General features: G+C 76.8%; 12 protein-coding genes. 7 read left to right on the plus strand and 5 right to left on the minus strand.

Annotation, left to right across the window (positions count from 1 at the left end; genetic code table 11):
* Nucleotide 1: 1 nt before the first annotated feature.
* Both ACFV0O_RS31465 and ACFV0O_RS31470 read right to left on the minus strand, forming a co-directional pair.
* A complete protein-coding gene (locus ACFV0O_RS31465) occupies nt 2-382 on the minus strand; it encodes a type II toxin-antitoxin system death-on-curing family toxin (RefSeq protein ID WP_380347143.1) in 381 nt (126 codons plus the stop codon).
* A complete protein-coding gene (locus ACFV0O_RS31470) occupies nt 379-717 on the minus strand; it encodes a hypothetical protein (protein WP_360249592.1) in 339 nt (112 codons plus the stop codon). The genes ACFV0O_RS31465 and ACFV0O_RS31470 overlap by 4 nt, the downstream gene beginning before the upstream one ends.
* Before the next feature lie 183 nt (nt 718-900).
* On the opposite strand from ACFV0O_RS31470, the gene ACFV0O_RS31475 reads away from it, so the two are divergent.
* Nucleotides 901-1,353, plus strand: a complete 453-nt coding sequence (locus ACFV0O_RS31475) for a DUF3995 domain-containing protein (protein WP_380347145.1) — start codon at nt 901-903, stop codon at nt 1,351-1,353.
* Nucleotides 1,354-1,363: 10 nt separating this feature from the next.
* On the plus strand, nt 1,364-2,149 hold the full coding sequence (gene yaaA / locus ACFV0O_RS31480; protein WP_380347146.1) for a peroxide stress protein YaaA: 786 nt from the start codon (nt 1,364-1,366) through the stop codon (nt 2,147-2,149).
* A gap of 73 nt (nt 2,150-2,222) precedes the next feature.
* Here yaaA and ACFV0O_RS31485 read toward each other — a convergent pair whose 3' ends face one another.
* From ACFV0O_RS31485 to ACFV0O_RS31495, 3 genes are read right to left on the minus strand one after another with little or no spacing between them, the layout of a single operon-like run.
* Nucleotides 2,223-3,356, minus strand: a complete 1,134-nt coding sequence (locus ACFV0O_RS31485) for a bifunctional RNase H/acid phosphatase (RefSeq protein ID WP_380347148.1) — start codon at nt 3,354-3,356, stop codon at nt 2,223-2,225.
* 4 nt (nt 3,357-3,360) lie between these two features.
* On the minus strand, nt 3,361-4,104 hold the full coding sequence (locus ACFV0O_RS31490; protein WP_360249581.1) for a C4-type zinc ribbon domain-containing protein: 744 nt from the start codon (nt 4,102-4,104) through the stop codon (nt 3,361-3,363).
* A 23-nt stretch (nt 4,105-4,127) separates the two neighbouring features.
* Complete coding sequence (locus tag ACFV0O_RS31495) at nt 4,128-4,964, minus strand: Nif3-like dinuclear metal center hexameric protein (RefSeq protein ID WP_380347150.1); 837 nt, start codon at nt 4,962-4,964, stop codon at nt 4,128-4,130.
* A 659-nt stretch (nt 4,965-5,623) separates the two neighbouring features.
* Between ACFV0O_RS31495 and lanL the strand changes: the two genes are divergently transcribed.
* The 5 genes from lanL to ACFV0O_RS31520 all read left to right on the plus strand — a co-directional run bounded on the left by lanL (nt 5,624) and on the right by ACFV0O_RS31520 (nt 12,232).
* Nucleotides 5,624-8,710, plus strand: coding sequence for a class IV lanthionine synthetase LanL (lanL, locus tag ACFV0O_RS31500; protein ID WP_380347152.1), 3,087 nt, complete (start codon nt 5,624-5,626; stop codon nt 8,708-8,710).
* Entirely contained in the window at nt 8,707-10,698 is a 1,992-nt protein-coding gene (locus tag ACFV0O_RS31505; RefSeq protein ID WP_380347153.1) for an alpha/beta hydrolase family protein, read from the plus strand. The genes lanL and ACFV0O_RS31505 overlap by 4 nt, the downstream gene beginning before the upstream one ends.
* Nucleotides 10,699-10,865: 167 nt before the next feature.
* Nucleotides 10,866-11,009, plus strand: a complete 144-nt coding sequence (locus ACFV0O_RS31510; protein ID WP_158835523.1) for a VenA family class IV lanthipeptide — start codon at nt 10,866-10,868, stop codon at nt 11,007-11,009.
* A gap of 31 nt (nt 11,010-11,040) precedes the next feature.
* Complete coding sequence (locus tag ACFV0O_RS31515) at nt 11,041-11,898, plus strand: ATP-binding cassette domain-containing protein (protein ID WP_380347154.1); 858 nt, start codon at nt 11,041-11,043, stop codon at nt 11,896-11,898.
* 166 nt (nt 11,899-12,064) lie between these two features.
* Nucleotides 12,065-12,232, plus strand: coding sequence for a hypothetical protein (locus ACFV0O_RS31520; protein ID WP_380347156.1), 168 nt, complete (start codon nt 12,065-12,067; stop codon nt 12,230-12,232).
* Nucleotides 12,233-12,336: the final 104 nt, after the last annotated feature.

The following is a 12,336-nucleotide window of genomic DNA, read 5'->3' on the forward strand; positions in this document are numbered from 1 at the left end:
CTCAGCGTCCCAGCAGGGACTTCAGGTCCTTCGCGGCGAGCGCGAGCGCGTCGTCGTACCCGCCGGTGGCCAGCCGCAGCATGAACGCCACGGCTTCGTCCGGACGCGGGTCGGTGTACGGCTCCCCGTTGTAGTCCAGGAACAGCAGCATCGCCTCGAACGCGGTCCGCTTGTTCCGGTCGACCAGGGGGTGGTTGCGGGCCAGGCTCTGCCCGAGGGCGGCCGCCTTGGACCAGAGGTCCGGGTAGGCGTCGCCGCCGAACAGGCTCGCCTGCGGACGGGCGATCGCCGAGAGCAGGCCACCGAGGTCGCGGATGTTCTCCGGGCCGCCGGCGAGGTAGGTGACGTCCTCCAGGTCCAGGTACTCGGTGGACTCCCTCACAGGTCCTTCAGCCTCTCCAGCGTCTCCGCGTTGGCGGCGCGGATCCGGGCCACCATGGCCGCCCGGCGCTCGGCCCGGCCCGGGCCGGCCCGGTCGGTGAGCGCCTCCGGCACCTCGGACTGCCGGACCTCGAAGGCCAGCTCCGCGGTGTCCGACCCGCCCGGTGCGCCGGTCACCCGCACCCGGCCGGCCATCACCGCCTGCGCCGTCGCCCGCAGCGCGAACTCCAGCGCCTGCCGCGTCTCCTCCGGCAGGCCCGCGGGCAGCCGCACGGACAGCGACTCCTCCACGGCGTCGCCGTCGTCGGGCACCAGGTCCAGGGGTCGCAGGGTCATCTCGATCACTCTCCTCGCTGCTCACGGTAGTGGCGGGCGCGGGATGTTCCCACCCGATTGTCGCCACGGCTCCGTCCCACCCGGTCGGGCGGGACCGGGTGGGACGGAGCCGTGGCACCGGGGGCGGTGTAAGGGTTCGTAGGGTGGGGGTCGGAGACGGTCCGCACGAAGGGGGTTCGGGTGATGAGCGGTGCGGTGAGGACGACCGGGGTCGTGGTGTCGGGCGCGCTGGCGGCGACGGGGGCGCTGCACGCGGTGTGGGCGGTCACGCCGTGGCCGCTGGGGTCGCCGGAGGAGTTCGCGGACGCCGTGCTGGGCACCGGTGACGGGGTGCCGCCGGCGGCGGCCTGTCTCGCGGTGGCGGGGCTGCTGGGGACGGCCGCGTACCTGGTGGGGGCGGAGGCCGGGGTGCTGCCCGGGGCGGGGTCGCGACGGGTGCGCCGGGCCGGGGTGCGGACGGTGGCCGGGGTGCTGCTGGCGCGCGGGATCGGCGGGCCGGCGCTGTTCGGCAGCGTGATCGAGCGCTCGGAGCGGTTCCGGCGGCTGGACCGCCGGTACTACTCGCCCCTCTGCGTGGCGCTGGGGGCCGGGGCGGCCGCAGTAGGGTGGCGGGGTTCGTCCGCCACAAAGTGTTGAGGAGTCCGCTGTGCTGGTGCTGTTGCCGCCCTCGGAGGGCAAGGCCGGGTCCGGGGACGGCGGGCCGGTGGCGCTGGACCGGCTGTCGCTGCCCGGGCTGACGGCGGCGCGCGGGGCGGTGCTGGACGCGCTGGTCGGCCTCTGTCGAGGAGACGAGGACACCGCCGCCGGGGTGCTCGGCCTCTCCCCCGGGCTGCGCGGCGAGATCGCCAAGAACGCGGGCCTGCCGACCGCCGGGGCCCGTCCGGCGGGCGAGGTCTACACCGGCGTGCTGTTCGACAACCTCGGCCTGGCCACCCTGGACCCGGCCGCCCGCGACCGGGCCGAGCGCTCGCTGCTGGTCTTCTCCGGTCTCTGGGGCGCGGTGCGGATCTCCGACCGGATCCCCTCCTACCGCTGCTCGATGGGCGTGAAACTGCCCGGCCCCGGAGCGCTCGGGGCGTACTGGCGGAGCGCGATGGCCGACGTGCTCCCGGAGGTGGCGGACGGGCTGGTGCTGGACCTGCGCAGCTCCGCGTACGCGGCGGCGTGGAAGCCGGCCGGTGAGGTGGTCTCCCGGACCGCGACCGTCCGGGTGCTGCAGGAGCGCGACGGCAGGCGCACCGTGGTCAGCCACTTCAACAAGGCGACCAAGGGCCGCCTGGTCCGGGACCTGCTGGTCGCCGGGGCCGAGCCGAAGACGCCCGGCGAGCTGATGGACGCGCTGTCGGCGCTGGGCCACCGGGTGGAGCAGGCGGCGGAGGGCACGGCCCGCAAGCCGTGGCAGCTGGACGTGGTCGTCACCGAGGTGCACTGACCCCGCGCCGACCGGCGCCCGCCCCGGTCCCGGCTCCCGCGCCCCGACGTGGGGAGCGGGACCGGGACATGGGTCAGCGCAGGTGCGAGGTGTCGTTGAGCAGCCGCAGCGAGGCGTTGCCGTCCGCGTAGTACTGGACGGCGCAGATCGAGGCGGCGCTCAGCTCCATCCGGTACATCGAGTCCGGCGGGGCGCCGAGGGCGAGCCGGACCAGCGTCTTGATCGGGCTGACGTGCGAGACCACCAGCACGGTCTTCCCCGCGTACCGGGCGATGATCTTGTCCCGGGCGACACCGGCCCGGTGGGTGAGGGTGGTGAAGCTCTCGGTGCTGCCGGTCGGCTTGGCCTTGGCGGAGCCGAGCCAGGCCGCCAGGTCGGCCGGGTGGCGTTCCTGCACCTCGGCGAAGGTCAGCCCCTCCCAGTCGCCGAAGTCCACCTCGCGCAGCCCGTCCTCGTACCGGACCTCCAGGCCGAGCCGGGCGGCGACGGTCTCGGCGGTCTGCCGGGTGCGGCGCATCGGGGAGGCGACCACCGCCTGGACGCTGCCGCGCGCGGCCAGCGCCTCGGCGGCCCGCTCGGCCTGCCAGCGGCCCTTGTCGGAGAGCTCCGGATCACTGCCGCCGCTGCCGGAGAAGCGCTTCTCCGGGGTGAGCGGGGTCTCGCCGTGGCGCAGCAGGACGAAGGTGGTCGGCGTGCCGAGGTCGGCGGGGGCGGCCCAGCCGGCCTTGGGGGCGGCGGTCTCCAGCGGCGGCTCGTCGACGGCCACCGCCTTCGGCCTGGGCTCCCACTGCCGTCCGGCCTTGCCCGCGTCCATCGCCTCGTTGGCCAGCCGGTCGGCGTCCTTGTTCCGCTCGCGCGGGATCCAGGTGTAGCTGACCCGACCGCGCGCGAACACGGTGCGGGCCTCGGCGGCGAGCGGCTGCATGTCGGGGTGCTTGATCTTCCAGCGCCCGGACATCTGCTCGACGACCAGCTTGGAGTCCATCCGGACGTCCACCGAGGCGTCCGGGTCGAGCTCGCGGGCCGCCCTGAGCCCGGCGATCAGGCCCCTGTACTCGGCCACGTTGTTGGTGGCGTGGCCGATGAACTCGGCGGCCTCGGCGACGATCTGCCCGGTGTCCCCGTCACGGACCACCGCGCCGTAGCCGGCCGGACCCGGGTTGCCCCGGGACCCGCCGTCCGCCTCGACGATGAAGCGCGCCGCCACCGACTCAGACGCCCGAGTCGGCGGTGCGGACCAGGATCCGCGAGCAGTTCTCGCAGCGGACGACCTTGTCGGCCGGCTCGGCCTTGATGGCGTTCACCTCGGTGATCGAGAACTCGGTGCGGCAGCCCTCGCAGCGGCGCTGGTAGAGGCGGGCCGCGCCGACGCCGCCCTGCGTCTCGCGCAGCTTGGTGTAGACCTTCAGCAGGTCGGCCGGGATGACCGCGGCGACCGTCTCGCGGTCCCGCTTGACCTTGTCGGCCTCGGTGTCGATCTCGGCGAAGGCGGCGTCGCGGCGGCCCTCGGCCTCGGTGAGGACGACGGTGGAGTGCTCCAGGCGGGCGGACAGCTCCTCGACCCGGCTCTGGGCGCTCTCCTGGCGCTCCATGATCTCCAGCACGACCTCTTCGAGGTCGCCCTGGCGCTTGGAGAGCGAGCCGATCTCGTGCTGGAGGTTCTCCAGGTCCTTCGGCGAGGTGATCGCGCCGGAGTCCAGCCGCTGCTGGTTGCGGGCGGCCCGGCTGCGGACCTGCTCGACGTCCTGCTCGGCCTTGGTCAGCTCGCGGGCGGTGTCGCCCTTCTGCGCCTCGGCGGCGACGACGAGGTCCTTGAGGGCGGTGTGGTCGGCGGAGGCCTTGTCGATCTCGGCGTGCTCGGGCAGCGTCCGGCGCCGGTGGGCCAGCTGGTCGAGCTTCGAGTCGATGGCCTGGAGGTCGAGCAGGCGGATCTGGTCGGCGGGCGCGGCGTTCAAGCGGAGAGCTCCTGTGAATCGGGTCAGGCGGTGAAGGACATGGGGGCGTGCGCGGTCCACGGGTCGGTGACCCGGTGGGAGACCTTGGTCTCCACGGTCCAGCCGCGCTTGTCCGCAGCGGACTGCAGGGCGCGCTCGGCCAGGCCGAGCCAGGGCCACTCGGTGGCCCAGTGGGCGGCGTCGACCAGCGCGACCGGCGCCGCCTCGGCGGCCTCGGAGGCCGGGTGGTGGCGCAGGTCGGCGGTCACGTAGGCGTCCACGCCGGCCGCCCGGACGTCGGCGAAGAAGCCGTCGCCCGAGCCGCCGCACACCGCGACCCGGCTGATCAGCCGGTTCGGGTCGCCGGCGACGCGGACGCCGGCGGCGGTGGCGGGCAGGCCCTCGGCGACCCGCGCGGCGAACGCCGACAGGGGCAGCGGGGGCTCCAGCAGGCCGATCCGGCCGCTGCCGCGACGGCCCAGCGGGTCGGTCGGGTCCGGCACCAGCGGACCGGTCACCCGCAGGCCCACCGCCTCGGCGAGCGCGTCCGAGACACCGGGGTCGGCGTGGTCGGCGTTGGTGTGGGCGACGTGCAGGGCGATGCCGTTGGTGATCAGCGTGTGCACCGCCCGGCCCTTGAAGGTGGTGGCGGCGACGCTGGTGGTGCCGCGCAGGTAGAGGGGGTGGTGGGTGACCACCAGGTCGGCGCCCCACTCCACGGCCTCGTCGACGACCGCCTGGACGGGGTCGACGGCGAACAGCACGCGGCGGACCTCGGCCTGAGGGTCCCCGCAGACCAGGCCGACGGCGTCCCAGGACTCCGCCCACTCCGGCGGGTAGACCTCTTCGAGCGCGGTGATGACGTCGGACAGTTTCGGCACCTGTCGAGACTACCGTGCGCGCGGGGGCGATCGGGCCTCGGCCGTTCGGGGGCCGGGGCTGCCGCGGGGCGGTCACGGGGCTGCCGCGGGGGGCCGGCGGGGGTCCGGCGGGGGTGGACGTCGGGTCGGCGCGGGGTCCGGCTCCGGATCGGTGCGGGGGTCGACGCGGGGGTCGGAGCGGGGGTCGGCGCGGCGGCGGACGCCGGATCGGCGCGGGGGTTCGAACGGCTCGCGGCGGGCGCGCGGACCGGGTTCGGACGGGGGTGCCGTGGGCGCACGGATGCGCGTCAACCTGCGGCGAGGGGCGCTCGGACGACCCCGCGCGGGCCGTGCGCGCCGGTGCGCCGGGCGCCCGTTGCGCACACCGGCGCTCTCGCACGAATTCGAAACCGCCCCCGGATCACCCTTACGAGTGAAGTGACCGGCTCTGCGTTGAGCAGCCGGTTTTCTCGAAACTAACTTCAGTCCTGCGAACGGGAGTTGCCCCGGCAGTAGCCCCGAGTGGGCCGCCGGCGGCCGCACCCCCGCCGCCCTGTCGCCCCGTGCGGCCGGGCGGCGACGGGGACCCCGACGGAAACCGATCAGGCCGGGCCGTACGCCCGGGTGCCCGAGCAGTGGGCACCCGCGGCGGCGGCGGACACGAAGGGATGTGGTGGCGAATGGGGGCGGGCACATCGCTGCGTACGGCCGGGGACAGGGGATCGGTGGGGCGCGGACCGGACGATGCCGGTTCGTGGCCGCAGACGACGCGGGCGGCACTGGCCGGTGCCGGAGGCCGGGGAGGCGACGGCGACTGGGACGTCACCGTCGGCGGCTTCTGGTGCACGGCCAGGCCGTCCGCGTCCTCGCCACTGCCCGAGCAGGGGTGGAAGCTCCACGTGAGCGCGGCGTCCGTGGTGGGCGAGGAGGTGCTCTCGGCCGTCGTCCGGGTGCTCGCCGAAGATCCGTGCAGCTTCAAGTTCGCCGCCGCCCAGGGGCGGCTGAGCGAGCTCAACTCCCGTAACAGCGACCGTGGTTCGGCGGGCAAGTTCATCACCGTCTACCCGGCGGACGACGCGCAGTTCCAGCGGCTGGCGGCCGAGCTCGACCGGGCCACCGCCGGGCTGCCGGGGCCGGTGGTGCTCTCCGACCGGCCCTACCGGCCCGGGAGCCGGGTGCACTACCGGTACGGCGCGTTCGCGCTGCCGGCGGAGCTGGGCAACGACGGGGCGTACCGGTCGGTGCTGCGCGGGCCCGGCGGGGAGCGGACCGAGGACGTGCGCGGCGGGTCGTACCGGGCTCCGGGGTGGGCGCGGGATCCGCTGCGCACCCGGGCCGCCGCGGCGCCACCCGCTCCGGGTTCGGGTTCGGGTTCGGCCAAGCGGAAGGGCGGCGTGCTGCTGGCCGGGCGCTACGCGGTGACCGCCGCCGTGCGGCACGGCGCCAAGGGCGGGGTGTTCCTCGGACGGGACGCGGCGAGCGGCGCCGAGGTGGTGGTCAAGCAGGCCCGGGCGCACATCGAGGTCGACCGCGCGGGCACCGACGCCCGCGACGCGCTGCGGCACGAGGCCGCGCTGCTCGACCGCCTGAGCGGGCAGGACCTGGCGCCGCGCGCCGTCGAACTGATCGAACAGGACGACTCCGTCTTCCTGGTGCAGGAACGCGTCTCCGGCCTGCCGCTCGGCAGCTGGGTCGCCGCCCGGCTGCGCCGCGACGGCAGCCCCGACGTCGACTGGACCGAGGCCGGGCCGGTCGCCCACGCCCTCCTCGACCTCGTCGAACGGGTGCACGCCCAGGGCCTGGTGCTGCGCGACCTCTCCCCCGGCAACGTCATGGTCCGCCCGGACGGCACCCTGCGGCTGGTCGACCTCGAACTCGCCGCCGAGGCCGGCCGGGCCGCCGGATCGGCCGGCACCCCCGGCTACCGCGCGCCCGAGCACGGGCCCGGCCGGCTCGCCCCCGCGAGCAGCTGCGTCGCGGACCCGGCCGTCGACCTGTACGCCCTCGGCGGTCTGCTCTTCCTCCTGGCCACCGGTCACGACCCGCTCCTGCCGGACGACCTCCCCCAGGCCCGCCCGGTCGCCGAACGCCTCGGCCGCTGGCTCGCCCTCGCGGCCCGCACCGGAGCGACCGCGCGCCGGCTGGCCCCGGCGGTCCTCGGGCTGCGGGCCGAGGAACCCGGGCAGCGGTGGGGAGTCGCCCGGGTGCGGCAAGCGCTGCACGCGGGATCGGTGGAGGCCGGTACGCCCGCCGTCACGGACCCACCGCCGGGGCGCGGCCCCGCGCGACCCGCCGTCGTCGCACCCCTCTGGCACGCCGGCGCCCGGCCGGGCGGCGCCCACACGACCACCACTCCCGGGAGCGCCGCCACTGCGGCGCCGACCACCACCTCCGCCGCTCCGGACGTCCTCTTCCGGGCACCGGGCACCGGCTCCGCTTCGCCGGACACCGCCGCCGGTGCCCCGGCGCTCGACCCCGTCCTGCACGACCGTCTCCTGCACGACGGCCTGCGGCACCTCGCCGCCACGGCGACGCCGGAGCGACGGGACCGGCTGTGGCCCGTGGTGCCCGCGGGCGAGCGGACCGACCCCTGCAACGTGCAGCACGGCGCCGCCGGGGTGCTGGCCGTACTGGCGCGGGCGGTCGCGACCGGGGGACTGCCCGCCGGGGTGCGGGCGGAGGCCGCAGGGACGGCCCGGACCGCCGCGGGCTGGATCGAGCGGCGCGTCGCCGCCGAACCGGTGGTGCTGCCCGGGCTGCACTTCGGACGGTCGGGCACGGCCTGGGCCCTGCTGGACGCGGCCCGGGCGCTGGGCGACACCGTGCTCGCCGACCGCGCCGCCGCGCTCGCCCGCCGGATCGCCGTCGAATGGCCCAACCCCGATGTCTGCCACGGCGCAGCCGGCGCCGGATTCACCCGACTCCGATTCGCAGCAGATGACGTCGATGATCCGGACTTCCTCGACCGGGCCTCCCGCGGCGCCCGCGCCCTGCTCGCCGCGGCCCGCCGGACGCCGTACGGGACGGTCTGGCCGGTGCCCCGGGACTTCGACTCGGCGCTCGCCGGGATCACCCACCTCGGCTTCGCCCACGGCGTGGCCGGCGTGGGCGCCTTCCTCCTGGCCGCCGCAGGTGCGACCGGGGACCGGGCCCTGCTCGCCGGCGCCGCCGAAGCCGGGCGGACGCTCGCCGCGACCGTGCGGTGGGGCGACGGGCCCGGCGACCGCCCGGGCACCGGACGCGAGAGCGCCTGGTGGCCGCAGAGCGCCGACGACCCGGAGCACGTGCGGCTCGCGCACTGGTGCAGCGGCTCCTCCGGCGCGGGCAGCTTCCTGCTGCGGCTCTGGCGCTCCACCGGCGACACCGAAGCGCTCGGCCTGGCCCGCGCCGCCGGACGCGCCGTGCTGGCCGCCCGCTGGCACGGCGGAGCGAGCGCCTGCCACGGACTGGCCGGCGACGGCGAGTACCTGCTGGACCTCGCCGAGGCCACCGGCGAGCCGGGATTCCGCACCGGCGCCGAGCAGTTGGCCACCCTGCTGGCCGCCCGGGCGGCCCTGCGCGACGGCCTCCTGGTGCTCCCGGACGAGACCGGTACCGGCTGCGCCCCCGCGTACGGGACCGGCACGACGGGCCCGCTGGCCTTCCTGCTGCGGCTGCGCCACGGCGGACCCCGGCTCTGGCTGGACCCGGTGCCGCCGGGTGGGCGCCGGCTTCCTCCGGACGGGCACCGGCTCCCGCCTGACGGAAGCGGGGTGGGCGGAGCATGAACGTGGCCACCCGGACCGTGACGCAGGCCCTGCGCCGACTGAGCTTCACCTTCGCCGCCGACGGCAGCCACGCCGCGTGCCTGGCCTCGTCCGCGGACAGCGGCTGGTACGTGGAGAGTTGGCGGCTGCCGCAGGACGACACCCCGGCCGCGCCGCTCGCGCTGCCGCTGTCCGGCAACCGCTCGGAGAGCCTGCGTTCGCAGTTGGTCGCGCTGCCGGACGGCTCGGCGCTGGTCTGCCGGCACGACGGCGAGCGGCACGACCTGGTCCGCCTCCACTACGGCGAAACCGCCACCGTGGAGCAGCCGCTGGCCTCCCTCCGGATGGCCGGGCTGCGGCTGCTGCCGCTCCCGGTGCCGGTCGGCGCCGGGCCCCGGACGCCGGTGGCGGTCGCCCTGGGCACCGACACCCGTCCGGCGACCACCGTCTGGCTGGTGCGGACGGACGGCAGCGAGCCCGAACGGGTCGCCGAGATCGCGGGGTTGCACGGCGGCGGCACCTGGCTGGACCGCACCGGCGCACTGCTCGCGCTGGACCGGGTGCACGCGGGCCTGGTCCGCAGCGTGGCGCTCGACCTGCGCAGCGGCACCACCACCCCGCTGCTGGAGATCGGCGAGCGCAGCAACGACCGGCTGGCGCTGTTCGACCCGGACAGCCGGTTCGCGATGGTGCGCAGCGACGCCCCCGGCGCGGACCGGCTCGGCTGGGGCGTCCTCGGCGGCGGCGAGCCGCTGCGGTTCCCGGAGTGTCTGCACGTCGCGGGCATGTTCCTGCGGCCGGTCGCGCTGCGGCAGGGGGCCGACGGCCCCCGGGTCGTGGTGCAGATCGACCACGGCGCCGGGTCCGCCCTCGCGCTGTGGCGGCCGTCCACCGGTCGGCTGGACCCGTTGCCGGTGCCCCCCGGACGGCTCGGCGCGGTCGGGCACTGGGACGCGGCGGGGCTGCGGCTGCCCTACTCCTCGCCCGACCACCCGGCGGCGCTGGCCACCCTGGACGTGGACGCGCTGCTGGCGCACGGTCCGGTCCCGGCCCCCACCGGCCCGATGCCGCTGCCGTTGCAACTCGCGCCGCTGACCTCGGGACTGCCCGGCCCGTGGCGGGACACCGTCCTGCCCTGGCAGCCGGGCGGGGTGCCGGCCGTCCGGACCCCGCCGCCCGGCTGGCGGCTGGACGGCAGCACCCCGCCCGGCGAGGGCGGCCGCTGGCAGCCCGCGCAGAGCCTCGAACTGGCGGGCCCGGCGGGCCCGTTGGAGGCCGTGGTGTACGGCGGCGACGCCTGGCTGAGCAGCCCGCACCTGGTGCTGGCGCTGCACGGCGGGCCGGCCGACGCCTGGCGGCTGGAGTTCGACCCGGCACTGCAGCGGATGGCCGCCGAGGGCCTGGCGGTGGTCGCGCCCAACCAGCGCGGCTCCACGGGCTACGGCGTGGCGCACGCGCTGGCCATCCGGGGCAACTGGGGCGGGCCCGACCTGGACGACGTGCTGTACCTGCTGGAGGGCATCGCCGGTCAGCGCGCGGCGCTCGGCCTGGAGCCGCCCGCACTGTTCGGGGTCAGCTACGGCGCGTTCCTGGCACTGCTGGCGGCCGCGCACGCACCGGCCGAGCAGGTCGCCCGCTGCGCGGTGGTCGCCCCGTTCCTGTCCGGCGCCCGGCTGCTGGCCGAAGCGGCGCCCCCCGTACGGGCGTTGACCACCCGCCTGGGCGGCGGCGAGCCGATCGCGGACGCCCGCGGCCCGCGCGACGTGCTGCAGCTGGCGCACCGGCTGAGCGCACCGCTGCTGGTGGTGCACGGCAACCGGGACGAGGTCGTGCCGGTCAGCCAGTCCCGTTCGCTGCGGCACGAGTTGCTGCGGATCGGACGGATCGAGGGCGAGGACTTCCGGTACGTCGAGGCGGCCGGGTCCGGGCACGAGGTGCTCGCCGAGGAGGGCGCCGCCGTGCTGCACGAGCTGCTGGCCGCGTTCCTGCGGACCGGCCGGCCGGGCTGAGCACCCCGCCAGGGCCCACGACCCCACAGACCCACACCCACAGACTCCCGGGCCCGCCGAGGCCCGGGGCACGACCCCGACGCGGTGGATGGAGGCCGCCCGGGGTGCGATACCCGACGCCCGCGCGCAGATCGCGGTGGGCGCAACCTCAAGGGGAGGAACCGACCATGGAGAACACGGTGGACTTCGAGACCGATCTCGCGGCGCTGCAGGACCTGCCGGAGACCGAGTCCGTCGAGCTGACCGGCCACGGCAACGGCTGCCAGTACACCTGCCTGATCCTGACCTGTCTGCTCTTCACCGTCAGCTGAGCCACCGGCTCGGCCGACCGCTGATCCGACGGTGGTCACCGGGTGGGGGGGGGCCGCCGCCCGCCCCGCGCGGGCCGCGCCCCCCCCCCCGCCCCCCCCCGGGCCGGCCCCCCCTTTTAACGTCGGGTGGTCACGGGGTCCCGACCCGCCTTGCCGTCACCGGGGGGCCCGCCACCCGCCGTCTTCCCACTCGCGGGCCTTCCCCGGACGCGCCCGTCCTCTCCCCACGCACCCGTCTCCCCGCCGGGGAGCGCGTGGGGGTGGTCGGACCGAGCGGGGCGGGGCGGGGAAGTCGACCCTGGCGGCGTTGCCGGCCGGGGTGGTGGCGCCGACGGCGGGGTGGGTGGCGGTCGGCGGCGTACGACCGGTGCCGGGCCGGCTGGTGGCCCTGGTGCCGCAGGAGGCGTACGTCTTCCCCGGCTCGGTGCGGGAGAACCCGGCCTGGCCCGCCCCGGGCGTCGCGGACGAGCGGCTCGGCGCGGCGGTGGCGCTGCTGGGGGCGGAGGAGCCGGTGGCACGCCCGGGCGGGTCGGCCGCCGCGCTCCGCGATCCGGGTGAACTCTCCGCCGGTGAGCGTCAGTTGCCGGCGCTGGTGCGGACGTGCCCGCCCCCCGTGCCGGTCGTGGTGCCGGACGAGGCGACCTGCCGCCTGGATCTTGGGGCCGAGGAGCGGGTCGAGCGGGCCTTCGCGGCCCGCCCGGGGACGCCGGTGGTCGTGGCGCACCGGATCGGTTCCGCGCTGCGGGCGGACCGGATGCTGCTGCCGGAGGGCGGTCGGGGGGTGCCGGCCCGGCACGGCGACCTGCTGGTGCTGTCCCCGTTCCACCGCGAGCCGGTCGGCCACCGGCTCGGTTCCGGGCCCCGGACCAGCGCGGGGACGGCGTCGTGATCTCGATAGGATCTCGTCCGTTCCGGCCGTTATGGTGGCCGGGGCACGGGCCGCGATCACCGGCTGGGGCGCGTACCGAGCGCCCGATCGGGGACTCGACCGTGCGCCACCGGCGCCGGCCGGGCGCCGATGACCAGCACCCTCCGCACGGAAAAGACGATTTCTCATGTCCGACACCCTCACCGACACCACCGGACCCGCGATCGGGACCGACGCCGACGAGAAGACGGCCGAGGACGCCGCGCACGGCCGCCACCGCGGCCGGTCCGCCTCCGACGACAGCCCGGAGTACGACCCGCACGGCCGCCACCGCGCGGCCGTGGCGCAGGGCTGAACCCACCCGCACAGCACGGGGCGCGGGGGGGGGTGAAAACGCGCCCCCCGCGCCCCCCGGCCGGGGGGGTACGCGGCGCGGGCGGCCCCGCGGGGCGCCGCCCG

This window comes from Kitasatospora sp. NPDC059577 (assembly GCF_042735475.1).
Taxonomy (GTDB): domain Bacteria; phylum Actinomycetota; class Actinomycetes; order Streptomycetales; family Streptomycetaceae; genus Kitasatospora.

Excerpts from the sequence above, each read along its gene's own strand:
- ACFV0O_RS31475 (WP_380347145.1), top strand. The coding sequence starts at position 901 with ATGAGCGGTGCGGTGAGGACGACCGGGGTCGTGGTGTCGGGCGCGCTG.
- lanL (WP_380347152.1), top strand. The coding sequence starts at position 5,624 with ATGGGGGCGGGCACATCGCTGCGTACGGCCGGGGACAGGGGATCGGTG.
- ACFV0O_RS31505 (WP_380347153.1), top strand. The coding sequence starts at position 8,707 with ATGAACGTGGCCACCCGGACCGTGACGCAGGCCCTGCGCCGACTGAGC.
- ACFV0O_RS31510 (WP_158835523.1), top strand. The coding sequence starts at position 10,866 with ATGGAGAACACGGTGGACTTCGAGACCGATCTCGCGGCGCTGCAGGAC.
- ACFV0O_RS31520 (WP_380347156.1), top strand. The coding sequence starts at position 12,065 with ATGTCCGACACCCTCACCGACACCACCGGACCCGCGATCGGGACCGAC.
- ACFV0O_RS31470 (WP_360249592.1), bottom strand. The coding sequence starts at position 717 with ATGACCCTGCGACCCCTGGACCTGGTGCCCGACGACGGCGACGCCGTG.